Origin of the sequence: Clostridium kluyveri (assembly GCF_001902295.1) — a bacterium.
In the GTDB taxonomy this organism is placed as follows: domain Bacteria; phylum Bacillota; class Clostridia; order Clostridiales; family Clostridiaceae; genus Clostridium_B; species Clostridium_B kluyveri_B.
Genome location: NZ_CP018335.1, coordinates 3,194,601 through 3,219,951, shown reverse-complemented (window position 1 = coordinate 3,219,951; position 25,351 = coordinate 3,194,601). Strand labels below are relative to the sequence as shown.

Below are 25,351 nucleotides of genomic sequence, written 5' to 3'. Positions count from 1 at the left end.
AGATACTTTATTATAAAAATTTAATAATCTCCTCTTCCTATTTTATTAAGTTTTACTTTTACGTTTACATCAATTTTTGAATTGCATACCACAGAGTTCCAATCTTTTTCCATATGTCTCCCATATTTGGCGGCTGCAAATTTTCCAAGTTCCAAACAATCTACTTTGTAGGTATATTTCATTTTATTTATAAAATTAGTACATTCTTTTTTTACTTCTTCACACATTTCTTCGTTAAATTTTTCAACCTTCTTTGGATTTTTTTGCAAATTTTTATATAAGGTATCTGTTATTAAATCTCCTTCCAAATTAATATTTATGGTGAATTTATATTTATTATCTTCTTTAGTACAGTGAACTTTTCGTTTTGATGTAGCATAATAGTTTGTATATTTACAAGTGCTTTTTTGTATTGTAAGTATACCTTTTACGTTATTTTCTCTCATTATGTTCATAGCTCTTAATTCGCCAACATTGATTTTTGAAATCATTTTATTGTTATTAAATAGTGCCATTCCAGTGATTGTAATTCCCTTATCTGTTATTTCAATATAAGGTAATACGGGATTATATCCTTCACTTCCAAAGGATAAAAATAAATTCATAACTCTATATTTATCTGAAAAAAAGTTATGGAATATGGAATTTTTAATTAAGCCTTCTAGAAAATCTGAAGAACTCGGATAGCCTTTTATGTTTGTACTTAGAATATCTGAAGCCTTTCCCTTGCATACCGCAACATATGCAGTGTCGTTTAAATAAGGATTTCTAAATAAAATATCTGTCCAATCTTGCAAACCATAATGTGCCTGTTCTTCACTTATAATAAATACCTTTTCAAGACCTAATATATTTTGTTTGTCATTTGACAATTGTCGATTTTGTCTTGTTTCTCCTTTGGTTTTTGCAGTACCGGTTTTCAAGGTACTGTTTATTTTATTTTCAGATTCAAACAAATATATTGACATGGGTACAATATGTTCTGCTATTTTATTATTCTTTATTATTAAATCTGCCCCTAATCCTGAAATAATATCTAATTCTTCTACAGGTTGTTGATCATCTAGTCCTATAGAGAAGAAAATTGTGATTATTATACATAGTAAAATTATAGATATATACTTTGTTTTATTGTTTTTCATGTAAATTATCCTTCTTTAAATAAATTATTATTGTTATCAATGCTACATAGATCATATTAAATAAAGTATATTTAGGAATAATATAATTCAAGAAATTCAGTCTATCTGCAGAATTTTTATATCTAAGAGATAGATAAAGCATTAGGGGATAGAGTGCATAAATAATTTTTTTAATAGGTATTTTTTTAAAAAAATCTTTTAAGATGAAAGCTGTTATAAAATAGTGATTGGATATTGTCTTGTAAATAATAGTTGCCCATAAAATTGTAAATATAAATCTAAAGTTATTAATTACTGGTATTTCTAAAGTTTTTGTTACTGAATTTACAGACCATTCGATTTTGGGCACGATATCTATTCCTAAATAATAAATGGTGATAAATGTAACCCAGGAATAAATTAAGGCTGTTATTATAACACTTAATAATGATGATTTTGTAATCCTTTTCTTATCGGTGACATAGGGATAAATTAAAAATAATACTTCAATTCCTCCATAGGCAAAAGCTGAATTTTTACTGGCTTTTATAATATTTAGAATTCCTGAACCCAGTATAGGACATATATTCAAATAAGTTCCTCTAAGAAGTGCTACAGCCAAAATAAAAGAAAGAAATATAGTATATAAGAACATCAATTGGTTTAGCCTTCCTAAAAGTTTCAATCCTTTCATGGAGGTATATGCAGCTAAAAAAAATATTATCAGTAATATTTTTGAGGTACTTAAAAAATTAGATATTAAAGTTTCTAATATTAAGGATACTCCAAAGGCCACAGAAGTAGTGAATAAAACAAAATATAATAAAAAAATAAAATTCAAGATATTCCCCAAATATTTCCCCAAATATTTTTTACTTAAAAATAAAATGTTTTCCTGTGGATGTTTTTTCCATAAGAATGAAGCAACTATAACCATATATAGTGGATATACAGCACCAATAGCTGCAGATATCCATGAATCTTGTTTTGCCACATTAACTAGATCATTAGGCAGTGATAATATTCCTACACCAATCATTGAGCCAATAAGTAAAGAAGTGAACTCTCCTGGAGTTATATTATTACTTTCTAATTTATTCATTTTTGTTCCTCCACAGTTTGTTTCTAAAGTTGGTTTGTCTTTTTGGGTTATTGTTTGGAATACTCTTCGGTCTATTATTCATTTTCCATATGGGTACTCTAATGAAGGTATCTTTAAAATCACCATATTTATCCAGAGGCATATATGGAACGCCAAAACTATCTAAAGAGAGGAGGTGGATAAATAAAAAATACCATCCTGCAATTAATCCAACAGCACCTAAAAAGTTTGTTAGAAGGAGAAAAGGAAAGCCTATTAATCTTATTGAACTTGACATATCATAGTTAGGTATAATAAAAGTTCCTATGGTGGCAACTCCTATTACTACTAAAGTTGCAGGACTAACTAATTTGGCTTCAAGTGCAGCACTGCCTATAATAAAACCTCCTACAACACTTAATGTCTGACCGATTTTTGTAGGAAGTCTCAACCCTCCTTCTCTTAAAAGTTCTATCACAACATACATGGATAAAATTTCTAGAAGGGGAGGGAGGGCTATACCTCTTCTAGATTGCACTATGGGTATAACAAATTTAATTGGAATAAGCTCTGAGTTAAATCTGATTAAGTCTAAATATACAGAGGGTAATAAAATAACTATGAAGGTACCAAATACCCGGAGAATTCTATTAAAATTACTTAAAAGGGTTCTTTGGGAGTAATCTTCAACGGCTTGAAAAAATTCCATAAACAAAGCAGGAATAGTTAATGCAAAAGGAGTTCCATCAATTAAAATAGCAATTCTACCTTCTGAAAGATTTTGTTGCACAACATCTGGCCTTTGAGACGCACGAGCTTGAGGAAAAACAGAATATGGATGATTCTCAATATACTGTTCCAGCATTCCAGCAGAAGTAAAAGTATCTACATCTATTGATGATAGCTTATTTCTTATATCTTCAATTAAGTCTTTATCTGCAATATCCTTTATATATATTAGAGCCACATCTTTTTGGGAGCGTCTTCCTATAACGAAAGGTTCTATAATTAAATTTTTATCTTTTAAACCCTTTTTTATTAAACTTAAATTTATTTCGATATCCTCTATAAAACCTTCTTTTGAACCTCTTATTCCGATTTCATCTATAGGTTCAGATATATTTCTATGTTTTGTTCCTTGTGTATCAGCAACAATGAAAGTATCTTCTTTATGTACAAGAACAGCTGTTTTACCTCTTCTTATATCTTTTATAACCATATTTATATCAGTTTGAATAACAATTTTGGACATAGAGATATATTTGTTACAAATTTCTTGGTTAATTGACTGTGCTTTACTTAAATCTTCATTGACTTTATGCATTAGGGGATTTAATATATCTCTGTTTATAATATCTTGATTTACTAAACCATCTTTATATATTAAGGCAGCATCTAGGGGAGTGTCCTTTCCAATAGAAAATCTTCTAATAATAACTTGTTGACTGTTTCCACATGATTCTAATATAGAATTAATTTTATTATCTAATTCCATGATTTAATCACCCTTTTTAGTGTTTATTACTTATTGTGTGTAAATAATCAAAATATTACTCAATGAAATTTACTTAATTGAAAATTTACTTTGTGTTTTTGTCAAAATATATTGACCTTGACATTATGGGAAAGTTTATAATTAAAGCAGTTATTGAAAGTACTTATAAATAACCTAATTTAAATCTTGAATATATTCAGGGAGGTAGAGAGTTGTACACAATAGGACAATTTTCCAAAATTGCGAAGTTATCATCAAAAGTTTTAAGACACTATGATAAAATCGATTTACTAAAACCGGAGTATGTAAATGAGGAGAATGGATATCGATATTATGATTTAAAGCAAATAAAAGATGTCATAATTATAAACAAATTAAAATCTTATGGCTTTTTACTTGAGGAAATAAGAGAGATTTTACTTGAAAATAATTTACAGGAATTAAAAAGACTTATGGAAATAAAAATCAAAAGTTTAACACAAGAGCTTAATTATAATCAATTTTTATTGAATCAGATGAAATATGAATTTGAAAAATTAGTAAAAGGAGAAGATATTATGAATGAAAATAGAGAATTCAATATTATTTTAAAAGAACAGGAACCACTTATAGTACTGAGTATAAGAGATAATATTTCTATGGATTATATAGGAAGCTTAATAGGTAAGGTATATGAAAATGTGTATAAAAATGGATTAAAACCTATAGGTAATATAATGTCTATTTATTATCTACAAAATGAAGAGGAAGACTTTAATCATGATAATGCAGATGTAGAAGTATGTATTCCTGTAGATAAAGAATTTAGTTCTAATGAAATAAGTACAAGGATACTGGAGGGAGGGCCGCATGCATATACTACTTTTATAGGACCTTATAGTGAGATCTCTCAGGCTTATGGAGCCATGATGGAATGGGTAAAGCATAATAAATATAAAATATCAAGACCACCTTTTGAAAAATATATAAAAGGGCCTGAAGAGGGATGCAATCCACAGGATTTTGTTACAGAAGTATATTTTCCTGTAGTTAAAATATAAATTTTAGTGATATGAGAAGAGTACCTGATTTTACAGGTGCTTTTCTCTATTGTGATAAAAGTTTTAAGAAAAATCTTTATTTATAGGGATTTAAGGCATATAATAGAAATAAAAAATGGGTATTTTACATAGTTGAACCTTAACAAGGATTGTATTTAAATAATATAAGAGATAGGAAATGTTGATAGGGAAAATAAAGATAGAAGTGGAGAAAATTAAATGAATAATCAAAAAACTATTGGTGTGATATATGCGGCTGCGGCATATACATTATGGGGCATTCTACCAGTATACTGGAAGATGATAGATAGCGTATTTTCAATGGAAATTTTAGCTAACAGAATTGTGTGGGCATTAGTATTTATGATTCTAATTATTACAGTAACTAAAAAATGGGATGAATTAAAACGTATAGTTAAATATAAGGGTCAAATGCTTTATATCTTCATTGCATCAATTTTAATTACGATTAACTGGGGATTGTATATTTGGGCTGTCAATTCAGATAAGATTGTAGATGCAAGTCTTGGATATTACATTAATCCATTATTAGCAGTGGCACTTGGAGTGGTAATTTTCAAGGAAAAACTAAGTTATTGGACAGGAGCTGCACTTATTGTTGCGTTTATTGGTGTAATAATAAAAACCATTCAGTATGGTAAAATTCCATGGATCTCTTTAGGACTGGCTATTTCTTTTGCATTATATGGGGCAATTAAAAAATCGGTTAAAGCAAGCTCTATAATTGGACTAACTCTTGAAACAGCTATAATTACTCCGGCCGCGGCAATATATATAGCATTAAGACATGTTAGTGGAGTTGGTGCTTTTGAGACACAAGGCACATTGGTAATCCTTTTGCTCATAGGAGGTGGCGTGGTTACAGCTATTCCTTTGTTGCTTTTTGCAAGTGGCGCAAAAAGGCTTCCTTTATCATTGATCGGTTTTACACAGTATATTTCGCCAACCATAAGCTTGGTTATTGGAATATTTGTGTATAATGAAGGGTTTACAGCTGTTGATATGATAGCCTTTTGTTTTATATGGGCGGCAATAACTATATATTCTTTCTCACAAATGAGTCTGGCTAAAAGTTTGAAGAATTTAGAGCATACTAACTAGTAGTTAATAATGCATACAGTAACAAGGATTGTATTTAATTTCTATGTCTTAGTTTTGGACTGATTATATATAATAGTTGAGCCCTAATATAATATTTACTTAAGTTGAAAAATCATTTGTGATATTGTAAATAAATGCAAAATAAATATGATATAATTAATTTATAATCAAATATATGTTGGGGTAAGGATGGGTTTTGCTATGGATAAATTGGAATTATTAAATATAATTAAGAATGGAGAAAACTCACATGAGGAATTAATGAGACCATTTCAGGCCAATGGAAGTATTCATTTTGATATATCGCCAATTCATAATACTTCCATAAGAGATTTAAATTTAGATATAATAAGGGAGTATTTTTTAAAATACAATACCTTTGATTTGTATGAAGAAGAAAAAAGCAATGTGGAGAGAATATTAATTAATGCAGATATATTAAAAGAAATAGATGGAAAAGCAATGTGCTCGGTAGGGGGATTATTGATATTTGGCAAAAGTGTAGAGAATGTCATGTCTCAAAATGGAATCAGTTTTGCTCATTTTCGTGGAGATGAAATAACAGATGAACTTATAGATAAAAAGATAATCTGTGGAAGATTACAGGACATAGCGGAACAGACATTGGTAGTACTAAAAAACAATATGAAAAATCCTTCAATTATTAAGGAGTTAAAAAGAAAGGAAGAGGAAGAATACCCTATTTTAGTACTTCGAGAAGCTATTATAAATGCTCTTGTTCATAGAAATTACAGTATTTTAGGTTCTAAAATAAGAATTTTTATGTTTGATAATCGTATTGAATTTCATAGTCCAGGGAAGTTACCTAATACTGTTACTATTGAAAAGATGAAAATAGGAGTGTCTTATGCACGGAATCCTTTCCTAGTAAAATATATGGAAAATATGAGATATATAGATCAATTAGGAAGAGGCGTTCCTATGATTCTGAAAACAATGAAAGATTTAGGGGCAAGGGAACCCCTTTTACAGGAATCAGGAGAAGAATTTGTTCTTACTGTATATAAAGAATAAATTATATGAAAAAGTCATTTGATTTTCCAACCTTAATTCTAACTAAAAGTGATGTAACATGTTGAAATCCAATGGATTATAGCATTTTTTCTATATGATATTAAAAAATAAAAAACGGTTGGAAAAATTTTGATAAAAGTCTTTGTTTATGCTATTTTAAAAGATATAATAAAAATAAGAAATGGGTATTTTACATTAGTTGAACCTTAACAAGGATTGTATTTAAATTCTTTCCTGTTAAGCTCTTTTCCTTTTTTACTTAGAGTTGAACCTTAACAAGATTTATATTTAGATGGAAATGATTTTCTTTGGACCTCATAACTATAAAAATCTCTAACAAAGTCACTGATGCTTATTTCACTGGTAATTCTAAATCATAAACTTATCTAATGGTAAAAATTTGAAGGTGAAGGAGGTGCAATTTTTGTGTCAACATTGATTGTATGTGAGTAGCAGAAAGTATTGTGAAATAGTGTAAAATAGGTTTTGAGTAATATTGGGAATTATATTAAGAAGAGCATAGATGCGAGTTATAAAAGAGCAGCAGATGTATTGTCATTAAAACTCATATTTACAATTCAAAATTATATTGATGGAAAATATATTTATATACCAAAGAATGTAATAGAAAAATCTGGGGGAGAATTAAAATGAAATTAAATACTAGAAGGTTGACGATAATACCTTTGAATTTAGAGCAATTCGAGATATTATTTGATGGAATGGATAAATTGGAAAGATTGTTGGGACTGGATAGTTCAAATGAAAAGATGGATAGCCACACTGAAAAAGCGATGGAGGAACTTTTTAAAGAATGTAAAAAACATAAAGAAAAATATTTATGGTATACAAATTGGCAAGTTATATTAAAGAAACATAATTTATCTATTGGAAGTGCTTGTTTTATGGGGTATTGTGGAGATGATGGAACAGTGGAAATAGGATATGGAATTAATGAAAAATATAGATGTAATGGATATATGACAGAAGCTGTAAAAAGTATGTGTCAATGGGCATTAAGTGATAAGAAAGTTTTAAAAGTTATTGCCGGAACAGATAAAAACAATACCGCTTCTCAAAAAGTTTTGCAAAAATGTGGTTTTATAATATATGATGAAGACCATGAAAATTATTTATGGCAGCTAAATAATGAATTAAGCTAGGTAATGAAGAAATTCATAAAAAACACATGTCTAATATATATTCATTAAATTAAATCAGATGAAGTTTTTTGTACGATTTTTATAAAACATATGGAATTATTGTGCTGTAGTGGTTATAATTAAACGAGTAAATATAGGAAATTGCTTATAACAGAATAATGAGTTATAAAATCGCTATTAGGCTCGAATGGAGTTTGTAGGCTCGAAAATGAATTCCATATTTTAAAGTTAAGTTTTTATAATATTATTGTCAGCATAACCTATAAGCTATTTATAAGGATGTGATTTATTAATGAAGAAAATTGCAGGCAATAATCTTTTCACAATATTTTTTGCATTTATATTTGTTTTCATGAGTACTATAAGCATATCTTCAGTTAAAGCAGATGAAATTGGTAGTGTAAATATCTCACAAACTTCATCCAGTATAAATTACCTGGCGCTAGGAGATTCTATTTCGTATGGAATGAGTGCTGATCCAGGTAAAGGATATGTGGATCTTTTTCATAAGCATTTAGAAACGCTTGGCAGATATGGAGAAGTAAATTTACAGAATCTATCTGTATCGGGAGACAAAAGCAGTGATTTGTTGACAAAGCTTCAAACTGATGAATATAAAGAGGCAGTCAAGGATGCAAAAATTATAACAATAAGTATTGGCGGAAATAATCTTCTTTCTCCTGTAATTGAAGCTGTTTGCCAGGCATTTGGAGTAAATAGGAATAACAATCCTAATTATCAGACTGAATTAGCTCTGGCTGTTGCATCAAATCCCAATAAGGATGCTATATTAGCTGGAATAGTAAGCTCTGGAACTTTATTTCAAAATTTAAATTCAGGAATACTTCAATTTAAAAGTGATTTTCCTAGTATCATTCAAACAATTAAAGCCCTTGCTCCACAATCGGAAATATATGTTTTGACTTTGTACAACCCATTTAATTCCCAGGATCCTATGTATTCTGCATTTGATTCTATTATTAATCTTATTAATACAACTATAAAAGCACAAACTAATAACTGCAACGTAGTAGATGTTTATGAAAAGCTTAAAACAACTTCTGGTGCTGTTAACTTTAGCTTGTCTAATATGATGATTGATCCTCATCCCACAACAATAGGACATGCTGCTATATATGATTTGCTTGTGGATGCAAAGGTAAAAAAAGATGGAGTGGTGGATGTAAATAAAAAATGGACAATTACTTTTACGGGAGAGGTAGGATTTGATGATTCTACTAAAGATGCAATTATAGTTACAGATAGTAAAGGCAATAAGGTAAATACGACTTTAGAATTGGGAGAAGATAACAAAAGTATAATAGTTTATCCACCTACTACAGGATATATTGAAGGAGAAAGTTATACATTGACTGTGGGGAAACAGTGTCATGATAAAAATAGGAAACAGATGAAACAAGATAGAACATTAAATTTTAGTATAAAAGCCCATACGGCAGATTGAATAAATTTTTATTGATTTTTTATTAAAAGCGTGCCTATATTTATGTAAATAAAAATTAGGGCACGTTATTTTTTATCCGGCAGAAAGTTGATATAAATACCTATAAACTATTATTTGATAATATGAGAATAAAAATAGTGGTAGATAGAAGTAAATAGACTGACGGTGATATCAGTATTTATTATAATCAAGATTTTATTGTATGTCACTCATTAAGTGAAAAAAAGTATAATTATAAAATTAGGCATATGCATGAGATACTGAAGTCCGATGTATACAAACATCTTTCTGATATAAAAATAGATGAATTCATAAAAGAAAGTATGTCAATGATGGATATATTATTGGGGGGGTGAAATGTTAAATCCTACATTTTGTATGTAGAATTTAACATCATAAGAAAATTATAAACATAATTTAGAAATGTTTAGTGATTTCTTTTTGTATTTTTCCTACTGTTTTAGGTCTTAATCCGGTTTCTGCTTTGACTTCTTTATTGGTTTCACCTTGAATAAGCATTTCCTTAGCCTTTTTCTTTTTTTTATCTAATTTATCACCCATGGATAGACTCCTTTCTACATTTTTCCTTCCATTTTTTTTCGAGCTTTAGTAATATCGTGTTCATTAAGTCCTGTAACTTCTTTTATTTCTTCCATACCTATGCCCTTATTAAGTAAATCTTTAGCTTTTTCCATGGCGTTTTCATGGAAACCTTTATTTTTATGTGAGTCCATAATTTAATTCCTCCTCATAACAAGTATTTTTTCTACCATTTTGAATTTCACCATACATTAGGCTTATATGATTTTTAATCTATCATGTTTCTTTTTATTATTGTTGATATGTTTTATCCGAATAAGGTAATTAGCTAATACTCCTATCTTCTCCAAAGTGGGAGATAAGAACTGCTGCGCACTTGGATAAGTTCCTATCCTAAAGGAGAACGTATTTTCAGCGCTAAAGACACTAAGAATACTGTTAATAAGGTTCAGATGAAGAAAAGCATTTCTCAATAAGCGAACTTCACCTGAAGCTAAGAATCACTTGAGTTCGCATAATCATTTCTCATAATATAGGTTTTCCTCAAAGTTGGCTTTTATGCTAAACTATAAATAAATATTTTAAAAAGTACTGCTAAATTTGTGTATGTATTTGAATTAATTTTTGAAGTATATTTATTTGTATTGGATCATAAAAAAGTCTACTTTTACGGGGCAAGAAACATTTTTTTCTAAGAATAAGATACTAGACAGAGTAGAAAAAATTAAGAATTTTAAAGAGGATGTATCTTTAGATGAACTTGCAAATATATTTTCTCCAAACCTTTCAAATGTGTTTTTAGAAGAAAATTATATATTAAAACATCACATTGTTTCACAAGTCACAATAAACTTGTATAAATCTTCTCATAAAGAGAGCCGTGGATTTTATTTTAATGAATTGCTATTTATGAATATCACAGATAAATTTCTTAAATCTGGTAAAGCAAGTTTAGAGGAGGGTAAACTAATAGTTGATACTCTGGAAAAAAACTATAAGAATTTTGATGGCAGATATTGTGATGTAGTACTTATAAGAAAATTTGGTATAGCTATATGTTTCTTAATGTTAATACCAAATGAAATATATGTGGAAGCTGAAGCAAAACTTGTGTTAAAAGTAAATTCCGGGGAATGTTTAGAAGAATTGAAGACCAAGGTAACATTATAAATAAAGGGAAGATTTAAGATGGAAAAAAAATTATCGGATATGAAAATTTCTGGAACAGGAACAATTAGTAGTGGAGAATATAACGAGGTAAAAATAAGTGGTTCTGCTAAGATAGAAGGGGATATAGACTGCAGTTACTATAAATGTTCTGGATCTTCTACTGCAAATGGAAATGTAAAATCTAAGATAATTGGAATTAGCGGCAGCACTAAAATATGTGGAAATGTTGATACTGAAGAGATGATTGTAAGTGGATCCTCTCGTATAATGGGCAATGTTAATACAAAAAAACTTAAAATAAGTGGCTCTAGTATTATAGAGGGTAGTTTGCATACAGAAAATATGAAAATAAAATCAGGAACAGGTCATTTTTTTATCAGGATGATAAATCTTTTTTCAAATTATGCAAAGCTTGTAACAGGCGTAATTGAAGGGGATGATATTTATCTTGAAAATACTGTGGCTAAAATAGTAAGGGGAAATAATGTTACCATAGGACCTAACTGTGATATTGAAATAGTGGAATATAGAGATAAAGTAGATGTTGGTGAAAACTCTAAAATAATTTGCAAGAAAATAAGTTAAAAGTTCTAGGATAATTTTGTATTTCATACTGCTCATCAATATTAGATCTCGTATTAAAGCTGTTGTAATTATAGATGATATTGAGTTTCCACATTCAATATCATCTAATACGTGATCTATAACATATCTTTTGGTTATTCTAACAATTCTTCCTCTAAATTGGATGTAATCTGTGAATTAGCAGATATTATTATTTCATACAATAAAAGTGGATTTTTGTGGCAAGTAGACTAAAAGTATCTTAAATCATCATTAAAAAAGCACTATAGAAGTTGACAGTTTATTAAGGAATAATGTTTTGTTTGGCAGTATTCTTGATTATACCCTAAATATAATATATAATTAGTTCATAATTAATCGTTTATTTATAGAAAATGTAAAAATTTATTTAATGACTATAGATATAACTTTTTACACAGGAGGCACATTATGAATTTTGCTCAGCAATTAGTTAATGGACTAGCGTTGGGGGGTGTTTATGCTTTAATAGCAATTGGATATACTATGGTATATGGCATAGTAAAGCTTATGAATTTTGCACACGGAGACATATATATGGCAGGAGCTTTTTTTGGGTTTTTGGCAGTTAAAAATTTAAATTCAGGATTTATACCTACCTTAATAATTGCTATGGTCGGAAGTGCACTTTTAGGAATAATAATTGAAAAAATTGCATATAAACCCCTTAGAAATTCATCTAGAATAACCTTATTTATTACTTCTATGGGAATATCGCTTTTGCTTGAGAACGGTTTTAGAGTTATATTCGGACCAAATCCCAGGCCATTTCCTGAACTTTTAAAGGTAAGACTTTATAAAATAGGAGATTTTCAGATAAATAATCTTCAAATTGTCACTTTATTGATCTGTTTTATATTAGTTATTTTGCTGCAGATTATTGTTTATAGAACAAAAATAGGAAAGGCCATGAGAGCTGCGTCTTTTGATACGGAAGCTACAGAACTTATGGGTATAAATGTGAACAATACCATATCTTTAACTTTTGCTATAGGTTCTGCGTTAGCGGCGGCAGCAGGGGTTCTTATAGGTATGTCATATCCTAAAATAGATCCATATATGGGAATGATACCGGGACTTAAAGCTTTTATCGCGGCAGTTGTAGGAGGTATAGGACTTATCCCCGGTGCTATGGTGGGGGGAATTGTACTTGGTATATCAGAAATATTTACCAAAGCTTTTATATCTACAAAACTTTCAGATGGTATAGCTTATATTATATTAATAATTATACTTATATTTAAGCCTAGTGGATTACTTGGTAAAAAAGTTAATGAGAAAGTGTAGGTGGGAGTTTAATATGAAGTATAGAAAAAATATATTATTTATATTAGCAGTGGTATTAATAGTATTTGGTTTAATTCAAACTCTCATAAGTCTGGAAATGATAGATGAGTATGTAGTCCAAATATTGATTATTATAGGTATAAATATAATACTAGCAGTGAGTTTAAATATGATAGTTGGGTATACAGGGCAGCTGGCTTTAGGACATGCAGGATTTATGTCCGTAGGGGGATATACTGCAGCTATTTTAACTTTAAAACTAGATGCGCCCTTTTTTTTGGTATTAATAGCTGGAGGATTGATGGCAGCTTTTTTTGGAGTCATCATAGGTATTCCTACATTGAGATTAAAAGGGGACTATTTGGCTATAACAACTCTGGGATTTGGAGAAATAATAAGGATTGCCATAGTAAATTCAAATACATTAGGTGGAGCTGAAGGATTGGCTGGAATACCTAAAAAAACCAGCTTTGCAATGGTATTTTTTATCACAATTCTCATTATAATAATTGCTTATAATATAAAGAAATCTTCTTATGGACGGGCGATGCTTTCTATAAGAGAAGATGAACTGGCGTCAAGTTCCATAGGAATAAATACCACTAAATATAAGATGATAGCTTTTGTAACAGCTTCTTTTTTTGCAGGTATAGCAGGGGTTTTATATGCCCATTATTTTATGTTTTTAGATCCTAAATCTTTTGATTATTTGAAATCTTTTGATATAGTTACATATGTGGTATTTGGCGGAATGGGTAGTATATCCGGCTGCATTTTGTCTACAGCTATACTGACTTCTCTACCGGAAATATTAAGACCTGTGGCTGATTATAGAATGGTTATATATTCAGCGGCACTTGTTGCGCTGATGATATTTAGACCGGAAGGTGTATTTGGTATGAAAGAAATTTCTTTCAAAAAAATTGTTAGTTCTGCAAAGAAAAAAATATCACATAAAAAGGAGGGAAAGTATGATGTCCCTGCTTAGTGCTAAAGATTTAACAATAAAATTTGGTGGTTTAACAGCAGTTTCTGATTTCAATCTGGATATTGATGAAAATGAGATCGTTGGATTGATAGGCCCAAATGGAGCAGGAAAGACTACTGTTTTTAATATGCTTACAGGTGTATACCAACCTACAGATGGATATATAGAAATTCTGGGGAGGAAAGTTATTAATTTAAAACCTCATGAATTGGCTAAAAAGCATATAGCACGTACTTTTCAAAATATAAGGTTGTTTAAGCATATGTCTGTGCTTGATAATGTAAAAATTTCATTTTCATATCTTGATAAATATAATTTTTGGCAGTGCATTTTAAGAATGCCAAAATACTACAGAGAAGAAAAATCTATGGATGAAAATGCAGAAAAATTATTGAAGATATTTGGATTGCTGGAGAAAAAAGATGAACTTGCAGTGAATCTGCCCTATGGGCAGCAGCGAAAGCTTGAAATAGTAAGGGCACTTGCCACAGAACCCAAGGTGCTGCTTTTAGACGAACCGGCAGCAGGTATGAATCCGCAGGAAACTTTAAATTTAATGGAACTTATTAAATGGGTAAGGGATGAATTCAAGATCTCAATACTTTTAATTGAACATGATATGAAGCTGGTTATGGGAATATGTGAAAGGCTTGTGGTACTTGACCATGGACAGATGATTGCAAAGGGATCTCCTCAGGAAATAAAAAAGAATCCTAAAGTTATAAGTGCCTATTTAGGAGAGGAGGTCAAAATATAGATGTTGAAACTGAATAATGTGAACTTATACTATGGAGTAATACATGCACTAAAAGATATATCTTTAGAGGTGGAAGAAGGAGAAATCGTTACCTTAATAGGAGCTAACGGGGCAGGGAAAACATCAATTTTAAGGGCTATATCAGGGTTGAATCCCTGTAAATCAGGAGAAGTGATATTTAAAGGGAAATCTTTAAATAAAGTGCCTGCTTATAAAATAGTCTCCAGAGGAATTTCTCATGTTTTAGAAGGAAGGAGAGTATTTTCAAATCTGACTGTTTCTGAGAATCTGCAGTTAGGTGCCTATATAAGAAAGGATAAAGCAGGCATAAAAAAGGATTATGAAACTATTTTTGAGGTATTTCCAATATTAAAAGAGAGAAAAGAACAACTTGCAGGTACTTTAAGTGGAGGAGAACAACAAATGCTGGCCATAGCCAGGGCACTTATGGTAAAACCACAGCTTCTTCTTATGGATGAGCCCTCTATGGGACTTGCACCTATAATAGTTCATCAAATATTTGATATAATAAAGGACATTAATAAAAAAGGTACTACTATTTTATTAGTTGAGCAAAATGCCAATATGGCACTTTCTATAGCCAGCAAAGCTTATGTCTTAGAAACTGGAAGAATAGTTCTAAAAGGAAGTGCAGGGGAATTACTAGTTAATGAATCAGTAAAAAGTGCTTACCTTGGATAGCTTTTATTGTGGATAATAATACTATTTTTAAGTTAAGTAAGCATCATTTATAAAATTTTTAAGGGGGATTTATACATGTTAAAAAAGTTTTTGTCAATATCCATGGCTTTAGTGCTAGGGTCTGTGGTACTGACAGGATGTGGAAAGCAATCTGAATCAGAGGAAATAAAATTAGGAGCAGTTTTTCCACTTACAGGGGATGTGTCTGTTATGGGACAGGCGTGTAAAAATGCACTGCAGATGTTAGAGGAAGAAACTAATGCCAGTGGAGGTATAAATGGCAAAAAGGTAAAGTTTTATTTTGAAGATGATGAAAATAAACCTTCTAATTCTGCCAATGCCATACAAAAATTAATTAATAATGATAAGGTGGTAGGGGTAGTTGGGAGCTATGCCAGCAAATGTTCCATAAGCATGGGACCTATTGCTACATCTAATAAAATTCCAATGATATCTGTAAGTACAAGCCCTAAAGTAACAAAAAATGGGGGAGAATATGTATTTACATCCACATTTAATGATACTTTTCAAGGAACAATTATTGCAGATATAGCAACCCAGGATGTAAAGGCTAAAACAGCAGCTGTGCTTTATGATGTAGGGAATGACTACGATAAGGGGCTTAATGAATTCTTTACAACTAATTTTGAAAAATCAGGTGGAAAGGTATTGGCTTCACTTACCTTTAATGCAGGAGATCAGGATTTTAGTGCCCAGCTTACCAACATAAAAAAGCTTAATCCAGATGTACTGGTTATACCAGATTACTATGGTACAGTAGCTTTAATAGCAAAACAGGCAAGGAATTTGGGTATAACATCTACCTTTATTGGTGGAGATGGATGGGATTCACCAGCTTTATTTGACATTGGAGGAGATGCAGTTAATGGAGGCTATTTTAGCAATTTCTTTTCTACAGGAGATACTACACCTGCATACGTAAAATTCAAAGAGAATTATGAAAAGAAATATAATAAAGCACCAGATGCCATTTCAGCTAGTTCCTATAATGCAGGCAGTTTACTGATAGCTGCTATTAAAGAAGGTAAAAGTACAGAAGGAGATAAAATAAAAGATGCCCTAAAGAATATCAGTTTTGAAGGAGTGGCTGGAACTACTAAATATGACAGCAACAGAAATGCCATTATGGGAGGAGACGTAATAAAAATAGAAAATCAGAAGCAGATATTTGTAAGAAAAGTAAGCCAGTAATGGACATAAGTTGTGAACTTTAAAGAAAGGTTTCTTTCCTTGAAGTTCACAACTTTATTTATCCTAGGGCTAGAATTAGCTAATAGCACCAGTATTGTTACGCTTCTGGATAAGTTATTACCCTAAATGATATATAGAAAGTCAGGAAAAATTATATGAATAAGTTGTATAAAAAAGATAAATCCAGTTTATTATTTCATTGGCATAATTTAAAGATAAGGTTGGTAGGAGAAAGTATAATTGTAGGGATTATAACCGGTTTTATAATAGTACTTTTTAGGGTTGTCATAGAAAAATTAGGGGAAAATGTTGGAAAAATTTATAAAATTCTTTTGTTAAAGTTGTATTTTATACCTTTGTGGGTAATACTATTTATAATTTTGGGATATATATTAGGCTTTATGGTTAAAAAGGATCCTATGGTAGGTGGAAGTGGTATTCCTCAAGTTAAGGGAGCTGTTCTAAGAAAACTTGAGATGAAATGGTTTAAAGTGATTTTGAATAAATTTATAGGTGGAAGTCTTGCTATTGGATTTGGCCTTTCTCTTGGAAGGGAAGGACCTTCAGTACAGTTGGGAGCTTGTGTAGGTCAGGGGCTAAGTAGAATTTTTAAAAGGGTAAATATAGAAGAAAAATATCTTATTACAAGCGGAGCAAGTGCGGGACTTGCTGCAGCATTTAATGCACCACTGGCAGGGGCAATATTTGCTTTAGAGGAAATACACAAAAATTTTTCTCCACTAATTTTAATTTCAGCTTTTTCGGCTGCATTATCTGCTGATTTTATAACTGGCGGGTTTTTAGGGTTAAGCCCGGTATTTAATTTTAAACATATATCGACTATTCCTTTAAATTATTATTTTTATATATTATTATTTGGAATTATAATGGGTGTTACAGGAGTAATTTTTAATATTTCCCTTTTAAAAAGTCAGTATTTATATTCTAAACAAAAGTGGATTCCAAAAGAATTTAATCCAGTATTTCCTCTAGTAGCTTCTATAATATTTGGATTTTTTTTACCCCAAGTTTTAGGAGGAGGCAATTCACTCATAATGTCTCTATCCAATACCTCATTTACTATAAAGTTTATTTTAGTTTTGATTATTGTAAAGTTTTTATTTACTATGCTGTGCTATGGCTCGGGAACACCAGGAGGGATTTTTCTTCCGGTACTTACTATAGGAGCATTGATTGGATATGGGTATGGAAGTTTGCTTATTAATATAGTAAATATTAATACAAACTATATAAATAATTTTGTAATTCTAGGAATGGCAGGATATTTTACTGCAGTTGTAAGATCTCCAATTACAGGTATCATATTGATCACAGAGATGACAGGAGGATTTAACAATTTTCTTCCATTAAGTATTGTATCTATAGTGGCTTATTTAGTTGCAGATGTATTAGGTTCCAAACCTATCTATGATTCACTGCTTGAAAAATTTTTAATTAATAATACAAATTTAAAAGTTAAAAATACAAAATCCAAATTTATTTTAGAAGTTCCAGTCTGCATGGGATGTTATTTAGATGGAAAAGAGATAAGAAATATAATATGGCCTGAATATTGTTTAATAACAGAAATCAGGAGAGGATGTGGAATCATAATACCAAAGGGGAATACTGTTATTTGTGCAGGAGATTATATTACCATACTTACAAATGAAAAGGATGCAGGTAAATTAAATGATATTTTAACTGAAATGTGTCAAAGTATAGAGCAGATTTAACATATTAAAGTAAAGATCTTTTATTAATTATCCAAATACTATATACTATATATTTATAGGATCAACTATATTTAAAAGATGTTTTTAGTTGAAATTTTATGGTATTTAGGAGGATAAATATGGGTAAGTTAGGTAAGAAGATTGGATTTATTGGCACAGGACAAATGGGAGAAGCCATACTTAAGGGACTTTTAACAACGGAATTATTTGAACCGGATGATATTTATGTTATGGATATTTTAGATTCCAGACTTCAATATTTAAAAGAAAATTTTGGTATAGCTCATTTAAGTAGTGATAGAAGTACAGCCTATAATTATATAGTTGATAATTGTGATATTGTGGTTTTAAGTATTAAGCCTCAGGTTCTAAAAGATGTCGTGGAATGTATAAAGAGTTGTAATTGGGATAAAGAAAAACATACGGTAATTTCAATTATAGGAGGTATAAATACTTCATTTATAGAAAAGTATTTACCTGAAATACCAGTGGTTAGAGTTATGCCAAACACTCCCATGTTAGTTAATATAGGTGCTTCAGGAGTAGCACCAGGAAAAAATGCGTCCAAAGAACATGCCAAATTGGTACATGGTATGTTTGAAGCTTTGGGGGTAAGCTATTTAGTAGAGGAGAAGTATATTGATTCCATAACAGCTATAAGTGGATGTGGACCTGCTTATGTATATATGATGATTGAAGCTATGGCAGATGGGGGGGTAGAACTTGGACTTCCACGTGAAATGGCTCAAACTTTAGCAGCACAGACAGTTATGGGAGGAGCTAAGATGATATTAGATACAGGGGAACATCCAGGTAAATTAAAGGATAAGGTGTGTTCTCCTGGAGGTTCCACTATTGCAGGGGTAAGGGCATTGGAACAGGGTGCTTTTAGAGGAACTATTATGAATGCTATTGAAGCAGGAAAAGTTCGCATGGAGGAAGTCGGAAAAAAGGAAGAAAGTAATAAATAATTTTAAAAAATCATATATAAAAGTTATAATGTTTATAGGAGATTCAAAATGAGCATAGAGGAAAAGATAGATAATAGAGAAAAGCGTTTATTAAATGCAAAAAAAATTGTAATAAAGGTAGGCACATCTACACTTATAAATGAAGATGGAGTTGTAGATTTTCACAGAATAAAGAATATTGTAGAGGAAATATGTTATTTGCAAAATCAGGGAAAAAATATGGTTTTAGTGACTTCTGGGGCTATTGGAGTGGGAGTTTTAAAAATGGGTCTTGAAAGAAAACCTAAAAATATTTGTGAGAAGCAGGCTGCTGCAGCTATTGGTCAGGGAATACTTCTTAGAATATATGAAAAGGAATTTGCAATATATGAAAAAATAATTGCCCAGCTCCTTCTTACTAAAAATGATCTAGAGGATAGAGATAAGTGTATTCATGCTCAAAATACTTTTAATGAGCTTTTAAGGAGGGGAGTAATACCTATCATAAATGAAAATGATGCAGTGGCAGTAGAAGAAATAAAATTTGGAGATAATGATACATTATCTGCTTTAATTGCAAAAACTATAGGAGCAGATTTACTTATACTGCTTTCAGATATTGATGGACTTTATAGTTCTGATCCTAGAATAGATAAAAATGCTAATATGATAAGTTATGTGGATACTATTACAGAGGATATTGAAAGCTGCGGTAGTGATTCTAGGGGGGACCTTGGAACTGGCGGTATGTGTACAAAAATTAAAGCTGCAAAGATAGCTTTATCTTCAGGTGTATCTATGGTTATAGCAAATGGGGCTAAGGATAATATTATAAAGGACATAGTATCTTGCAAAAAGGTAGGAACTTTATTTGCTGCAAGTAAATGATATATGGAAAAGGAAAGGAGGTCTAGTAGAAACCTGTTGTTTCTACTAAAAAATGAATGGATATATATGATTGTATTTTAGAAAAAGCTAAAAATGCTAACAGGGCAGCAAGAACACTATCAAATATGAGTACAGATATAAAAAATGCGGCTCTTATAAAAATGGCAGAAGAACTTAATAAAAATAAAGATGATATTTTAAAGGCTAATATGTTGGATTTAGAAGATGCTAAAAGCAGTGGGAAAAATGATGCCTTCATAGATAGACTTACCTTAAATGAAGATAGGATAGAATCTATGGCTTCAGGACTTATGAAAGTTGCTTCTCTCCCTGATCCTATAGGTGAGGTTACAAGAATGTGGAAAAAATCCAATGGATTAAATATTGGAAGAGTGCGAGTACCTCTTGGAACTATAGGCATAATTTACGAGGCTAGACCAAATGTTACAGTGGATGCAGCAGCACTATGTGTTAAAAGCGGTAATTCAGTTATATTAAAAGGAGGAAAAGAAGCTATTAATTCTAATTTAGCCATATATAATGCAATAAATAAGGGAGCCATTGAAGCGGGACTTCCAGCAGGAACCATAGAATTTATTAATATAACTGAAAGAAAAGCAGTAGAAGTATTGATGAAATTAAACGAATATGTAGATGTTTTAATACCAAGAGGGGGAAGTGGACTTATAAAGTCTGTTGTAGAGAACTCTACTGTACCTGTAATTGAAACGGGAATAGGAAATTGTCATGTTTATGTAGATAGCAGTGCAGATTTAACTATGGCGGAAAATATAGTGATAAATGCAAAAACACAGAGACCTGGAGTTTGTAATGCTATGGAAACGTTGCTTGTACATGAAGCTGTGGCAGCAGAGTTTATACCTCATATAGCTAAAACTTTGAATAAGATGGGGGTAGAAATAAGAGGATGTTTAAAAACTAGAAAACTTATTCCAGATATGAGGCTCGCTACTGCAGAAGATTATGCACAGGAATTTTTAGATTTAATATTAGCTGTGAAGATAGTTAGTTCCGTGGATGAAGCCTTGGATCATATTTATAAATATGGAACAAAACATTCAGAAGCTATAGTAACTAATGATTATACTTCATCTCAAAGATTCTTAAGGGAAGTTGATGCAGCTGCAGTATATGTAAATGCATCTACCAGATTTACAGATGGTGAAGAATTTGGCTTTGGTGCAGAAATAGGAATAAGCACTCAAAAGCTTCATGCCAGAGGACCTATGGGATTAAATGAATTAACTACTATAAAATATATAGTATATGGAGAAGGACAGATAAGAGAGTAAATTACAATATTTATAAAATTAGACTTCCAAGACAGTTTTTCTGTCTGGAAGTTTAATTTATATTTATTTTTGTATAATTTCAACTTAAACCAGTAATATATTAACAGATAATCTATGATATGATGGTTTATGGTGTATTATTATATTTAAATAAAAGGTTCAATGGAGATAAGAATTTCTTTATAGTGAGCTCTACCGGAACCTAAGAATTACTTGATAACTTTAGTAAATACATAATTAAATATGGAGGTATGTTTATGTGGTTTATAGAACTTAGGAGTGATACAGCAACAGAGCCCACTCAAGCCATGAGAGATGCTATGTATAAGGCAGAAGTGGGAGATGACGTATATGGAGATGATCCTACTGTAGTGGAATTGGAAAAATATGCGGCAAAACTTATGGGGAAAGAGGCAGCATTATTTGTACCAAGTGGTACCTTTGGAAATCAACTGGCGTTGTTTACTCATTGCAGGAGAGGAACAGAAGTAATACTTGGAGAGGATAGTCATATTGTGGTTCATGAAGTGGGTGCTCCAGCTGTTATAGCAGGAGTGCAGCTTAGAACGTTGAAGACTAAAGGCGGTGAAATGGATATTTATGAAGTAAGAGACGCAATACGATGTAAAGAAGATATACATTATCCTGAGACAAGCCTTATATGTATGGAAAATGCCTATTCTGATGGAAGAGTACTTTCACTAAAAAATATGAATGAAGTTTTTAATGAAGCAAAAAAATATAATTTACCAGTACATCTTGACGGTGCCAGAATATTTAATGCAGCAGCATATTTAGAAGTAGATGTAAAGGATATAACTAAATATTGTGATTCAGTTATGTTCTGTCTATCTAAAGGATTATGTGCTCCAGTGGGCTCTATACTAGCAGGCTCCAAATATTTTATTCAAAGAGCTAGAAAAGGAAGAAAGCTTATGGGTGGAGGAATGAGACAAGCAGGATTTTTAGCTGCAGCTGGTATTGTAGCATTAAAGCATATGTCTGGGAGATTAAGGGAAGATTATGAAAATGCATTATTCTTAGGAAAAGAACTCTCAAAGATACCAGGTATTAAGGTTAATTTAGAAGATATACATATAAATATGGTTTTTTTTGATATGTCTGAAACAGGATATGATAGTAATAAGTTGGTGGAGGAATTCTATAAAAAAGGAATTAAAATAAATCCTGAAGAAAATGGGAAAATGAGATTTGTAACCAATTACTGGGTAAGTAAAGAAGATATACCCTATGTGGTAAAGACCTTAAAAGAAATAATTTTATGATATAAAAGGCTGTAAATTTTTACGGCCTTTTAATATTTTTATGAAAGTTAGTTTAAATTTAATTTTTTAAGCTGAACTTTTAACTGAAAGTTAACGAAAATTCGTCTTTGATAAATATCTTTTTTTGATATGATGATCTTAAATTTAAAACCTTATGTAAAACTACCTACAGAACTGATTACGTCACAAATTATATTAAAATTTTTGACAATATCTAATTTACTTTGAGGAGGGAAAATATGGATAATAAAGGGAGTATCTTAAAATCCGCCATAGGTATGAAGCTTACTCTTATACTTATAGCTTTAACTGTAATACCAATTACACTTCTTGGCTTAATCTCATATCAAAAGGCCCAAAATATAATGGAAAAGAGATTTCAAGTAACTACAGAACAAACTATTTCAGAGGTAAATAGAGGTATGGATAAATACTTTGATAAATTTAAAGAAGAATTAGATATACTATCTGTCAATGTGGATCTTACAGAACTGCATATAAATCCAGGAAATGAACCTTTCCTAAATAGTTTACTTAAGGATTTCGAAGAAAATAATAACGATAATAGATTTGTTTATTATGGTACCAGTACTAAACGTATGTATGAATGGCCCTATCAGGAATTAGGAAAAGAATATGATCCCACAGTAAGACCTTGGTATAAAGAAGCTGTGAAAAATAAAGGTAATATTGTGGTAACTAACTTTTATAAGGATGCTGAAACTAATATGTCTATTGTAACTATTGCAAAAACTGTCGAATACAATGGAGAAATAGTTGGAGTTATTGCAATGGATATAGATATGGATATGGATAAATTAGCTGAACAGCTTTCTAATATAAAACTTGGTAAAGAAGGCTATGTATTTATTGTAGATAAAGAAGGAATTATTCTTACTCATCCAGATAAAACCAAAATCAATAAAGATGATGCCAGAAAAATGAGTTATTGGAAAAATGTAAGTGCTAACGATAAAGGATTTAATGATTATATTTATAATGGACAAAAAAAATATAATGTTTTTGTAACGAACAAAGCAAGTGGATGGAAAATACTTGGGGCAATACAGCAGGATGAGCTTAAAAATGATATAGATATAATTAGAAATGCAATAATCATTTTTGGAGTTATAGCAGGCATGGTTTCCATTATTATCGCACTCTTATTAAGTAAATGGATAAGCAATAATATAATTGTTTTGAGAAATGCCTTTAAAAAGGCTGCATCTGGAGATTTAACATCAAAAATAAGTAATAAATCTAAAGATGAATTCGGGCAACTTGCAAATGGATTTAACAGTATGATTGATGAAATTTCCATGCTTATTAATAAATTAAAAGAATCTTCATCTGTCATTGAAAGGTCTTCAAAGTCAATCATAACAAGCAGTGGCCAGACAAGTCAAGCTGTTAATGAAGTTGCAACGGCAATAGATGGAGTAGCTGTAGGAGCAGTGACACAAAGTAAGGACATTGAAAATGCAGTATGTGAAATTGAAAGCTTAGGTGCGGAAATATATAATGTAGTTGAAGTGATGCAGAATATAGAAAAAGATTCAAAAAACACAAAGGATATCAGCAGCGAAGGTCTCAACACTTTAGAAGTATTGATGGATAAATCAAATAATGTTAGAAAAACGACCCTTCAGGTATCAGATATAGTAACTGATATGAGTAGTTATATATCAAAAATAGAGATAATAACTAAAACAATTAATGGTATTGCAGAGCAGACAAATCTACTGGCACTTAATGCGGCTATTGAGGCAGCTAGGGCTGGGGAATCTGGTAGAGGTTTTGCAGTTGTAGCAGATGAGGTTAGAAAGCTTGCTGAACAATCCTCAAAGTCTACTGAAGAAATTAAAGCTTTGATAGAAAATATAAGTTTAATAACAAAGACTGCTGTGGAATCAATGCAAGGTGCAGCTGGTATAGTTAATGAACAAAATAAAGCAGCTGAAGATACTAAAAACATTTTTAATAACATAATAACTACTATACAGGAACTAACGGATAGAATAGACGTTATAGACAGTTTGATAAATAAAACCAATAAAAGTAAAGATAAAATAATTGGAACAATGCAAAGTATATCTACAGTTTCAGAAGAATCAGCTTCAAGTACAGAACAGGTTTCGGCTTCTACTGAAGAAATAACTGCAGTAATGGGCGAATTTACTGGCTATGCAAATAATCTTAATGAATTATCCTTAAAATTCAAAAATGATATTGATAGGTTTATAGTGAATTAAGGGAAAATATAACTAAGGAAATTTTCATATTTAAGTAGAAGTTTGTATTAGTTGTTTAGGCATCTGATAAAGTTGAACTTGTAAAAAGTGGCTCTACCAATTACGACGGTGGGCTGCCTTTTTATTTTATCCATAATTTTTTAAC

At 30.7% G+C, this 25,351-nt stretch carries 24 protein-coding genes; 19 read left to right on the top strand and 5 right to left on the bottom strand.

Features of this window, described 5'->3' with window-relative positions; translation table 11 throughout:
• Positions 1 to 20 precede the first annotated feature (20 nt).
• From BS101_RS15525 to BS101_RS15515, 3 genes are read right to left on the bottom strand one after another with little or no spacing between them, the layout of a single operon-like run.
• On the bottom strand, positions 21 to 1,142 hold the full coding sequence (locus BS101_RS15525; protein WP_073539654.1) for a Ger(x)C family spore germination protein: 1,122 nt from the start codon (positions 1,140 to 1,142) through the stop codon (positions 21 to 23).
• A complete protein-coding gene (locus BS101_RS15520) occupies positions 1,129 to 2,223 on the bottom strand; it encodes a GerAB/ArcD/ProY family transporter (RefSeq protein WP_073539653.1) in 1,095 nt (364 codons plus the stop codon). The genes BS101_RS15525 and BS101_RS15520 overlap by 14 nt, the downstream gene beginning before the upstream one ends.
• Positions 2,216 to 3,697 (bottom strand): spore germination protein, encoded by a 1,482-nt coding sequence (locus BS101_RS15515; RefSeq protein ID WP_073539652.1) that lies wholly within the window; start codon positions 3,695 to 3,697, stop codon positions 2,216 to 2,218. Before BS101_RS15515 ends, BS101_RS15520 begins: the two co-directional genes overlap by 8 nt.
• A 212-nt stretch (positions 3,698 to 3,909) precedes the next feature.
• On the opposite strand from BS101_RS15515, the gene BS101_RS15510 reads away from it, so the two are divergent.
• From BS101_RS15510 to BS101_RS15490, 6 genes are all read left to right on the top strand, one after another.
• Positions 3,910 to 4,737 carry a MerR family transcriptional regulator gene (locus BS101_RS15510; RefSeq protein WP_073539651.1) on the top strand — a complete coding sequence of 276 codons (828 nt, stop codon included), beginning with the start codon at positions 3,910 to 3,912 and terminating at the stop codon, positions 4,735 to 4,737.
• A gap of 219 nt (positions 4,738 to 4,956) precedes the next feature.
• Positions 4,957 to 5,859 carry an EamA family transporter RarD gene (rarD, locus tag BS101_RS15505; protein ID WP_073539650.1) on the top strand — a complete coding sequence of 301 codons (903 nt, stop codon included), beginning with the start codon at positions 4,957 to 4,959 and terminating at the stop codon, positions 5,857 to 5,859.
• A 201-nt stretch (positions 5,860 to 6,060) separates the two neighbouring features.
• Positions 6,061 to 6,894, top strand: coding sequence for an ATP-binding protein (locus BS101_RS15500; RefSeq protein ID WP_242951301.1), 834 nt, complete (start codon positions 6,061 to 6,063; stop codon positions 6,892 to 6,894).
• A gap of 486 nt (positions 6,895 to 7,380) precedes the next feature.
• Positions 7,381 to 7,548, top strand: coding sequence for a hypothetical protein (locus BS101_RS23430; RefSeq protein ID WP_198039494.1), 168 nt, complete (start codon positions 7,381 to 7,383; stop codon positions 7,546 to 7,548).
• Positions 7,545 to 8,057 carry a GNAT family N-acetyltransferase gene (locus tag BS101_RS15495; RefSeq protein ID WP_073539648.1) on the top strand — a complete coding sequence of 171 codons (513 nt, stop codon included), beginning with the start codon at positions 7,545 to 7,547 and terminating at the stop codon, positions 8,055 to 8,057. The genes BS101_RS23430 and BS101_RS15495 overlap by 4 nt, the downstream gene beginning before the upstream one ends.
• A 292-nt stretch (positions 8,058 to 8,349) precedes the next feature.
• Complete coding sequence (locus BS101_RS15490; protein WP_073539647.1) at positions 8,350 to 9,522, top strand: SGNH/GDSL hydrolase family protein; 1,173 nt, start codon at positions 8,350 to 8,352, stop codon at positions 9,520 to 9,522.
• A gap of 417 nt (positions 9,523 to 9,939) precedes the next feature.
• Here the strand turns inward: BS101_RS15490 and BS101_RS23425 are convergent, their stop codons facing one another.
• Together BS101_RS23425 and BS101_RS23420 are read right to left on the bottom strand one after the other, a co-directional pair.
• The gene (locus BS101_RS23425) at positions 9,940 to 10,083 is read right to left on the bottom strand and encodes a hypothetical protein (protein ID WP_198039493.1); all 144 of its coding nucleotides are present in this window, start codon (positions 10,081 to 10,083) and stop codon (positions 9,940 to 9,942) included.
• Positions 10,084 to 10,097: 14 nt separating this feature from the next.
• Positions 10,098 to 10,256, bottom strand: coding sequence for a hypothetical protein (locus tag BS101_RS23420; RefSeq protein WP_198039492.1), 159 nt, complete (start codon positions 10,254 to 10,256; stop codon positions 10,098 to 10,100).
• Positions 10,257 to 10,686: 430 nt separating this feature from the next.
• On the opposite strand from BS101_RS23420, the gene BS101_RS15485 reads away from it, so the two are divergent.
• The 13 genes from BS101_RS15485 to BS101_RS15425 all read left to right on the top strand — a co-directional run bounded on the left by BS101_RS15485 (position 10,687) and on the right by BS101_RS15425 (position 25,206).
• Positions 10,687 to 11,232: a DUF4004 family protein gene (locus BS101_RS15485; protein WP_083585745.1), complete on the top strand. Its 546-nt coding sequence runs from the start codon at positions 10,687 to 10,689 to the stop codon at positions 11,230 to 11,232.
• A gap of 18 nt (positions 11,233 to 11,250) precedes the next feature.
• Positions 11,251 to 11,817: a polymer-forming cytoskeletal protein gene (locus tag BS101_RS15480; RefSeq protein WP_073539646.1), complete on the top strand. Its 567-nt coding sequence runs from the start codon at positions 11,251 to 11,253 to the stop codon at positions 11,815 to 11,817.
• A 429-nt stretch (positions 11,818 to 12,246) separates the two neighbouring features.
• On the top strand, positions 12,247 to 13,122 hold the full coding sequence (locus tag BS101_RS15475) for a branched-chain amino acid ABC transporter permease (RefSeq protein WP_073539645.1): 876 nt from the start codon (positions 12,247 to 12,249) through the stop codon (positions 13,120 to 13,122).
• A gap of 13 nt (positions 13,123 to 13,135) precedes the next feature.
• Positions 13,136 to 14,110, top strand: coding sequence for a branched-chain amino acid ABC transporter permease (locus tag BS101_RS15470; protein ID WP_073539644.1), 975 nt, complete (start codon positions 13,136 to 13,138; stop codon positions 14,108 to 14,110).
• Entirely contained in the window at positions 14,097 to 14,867 is a 771-nt protein-coding gene (locus tag BS101_RS15465; protein ID WP_073539643.1) for an ABC transporter ATP-binding protein, read from the top strand. Before BS101_RS15470 ends, BS101_RS15465 begins: the two co-directional genes overlap by 14 nt.
• Positions 14,868 to 15,569, top strand: a complete 702-nt coding sequence (locus BS101_RS15460; protein ID WP_073539642.1) for an ABC transporter ATP-binding protein — start codon at positions 14,868 to 14,870, stop codon at positions 15,567 to 15,569.
• Between the two features lie 75 nt (positions 15,570 to 15,644).
• Positions 15,645 to 16,781: an ABC transporter substrate-binding protein gene (locus tag BS101_RS15455; protein ID WP_073539641.1), complete on the top strand. Its 1,137-nt coding sequence runs from the start codon at positions 15,645 to 15,647 to the stop codon at positions 16,779 to 16,781.
• 155 nt (positions 16,782 to 16,936) lie between these two features.
• On the top strand, positions 16,937 to 18,517 hold the full coding sequence (locus BS101_RS15450; RefSeq protein WP_073539640.1) for a ClC family H(+)/Cl(-) exchange transporter: 1,581 nt from the start codon (positions 16,937 to 16,939) through the stop codon (positions 18,515 to 18,517).
• A gap of 119 nt (positions 18,518 to 18,636) precedes the next feature.
• On the top strand, positions 18,637 to 19,488 hold the full coding sequence (gene proC, locus BS101_RS15445) for a pyrroline-5-carboxylate reductase (protein ID WP_073539639.1): 852 nt from the start codon (positions 18,637 to 18,639) through the stop codon (positions 19,486 to 19,488).
• Between the two features lie 66 nt (positions 19,489 to 19,554).
• Positions 19,555 to 20,355, top strand: a complete 801-nt coding sequence (proB, locus tag BS101_RS15440; RefSeq protein ID WP_198039617.1) for a glutamate 5-kinase — start codon at positions 19,555 to 19,557, stop codon at positions 20,353 to 20,355.
• Between the two features lie 56 nt (positions 20,356 to 20,411).
• On the top strand, positions 20,412 to 21,668 hold the full coding sequence (locus tag BS101_RS15435; RefSeq protein WP_073539637.1) for a glutamate-5-semialdehyde dehydrogenase: 1,257 nt from the start codon (positions 20,412 to 20,414) through the stop codon (positions 21,666 to 21,668).
• Between the two features lie 257 nt (positions 21,669 to 21,925).
• A complete protein-coding gene (ltaE, locus tag BS101_RS15430) occupies positions 21,926 to 22,954 on the top strand; it encodes a low-specificity L-threonine aldolase (RefSeq protein WP_073539636.1) in 1,029 nt (342 codons plus the stop codon).
• A 239-nt stretch (positions 22,955 to 23,193) separates the two neighbouring features.
• A complete protein-coding gene (locus BS101_RS15425) occupies positions 23,194 to 25,206 on the top strand; it encodes a methyl-accepting chemotaxis protein (RefSeq protein WP_073539635.1) in 2,013 nt (670 codons plus the stop codon).
• Positions 25,207 to 25,351 lie beyond the last annotated feature (145 nt).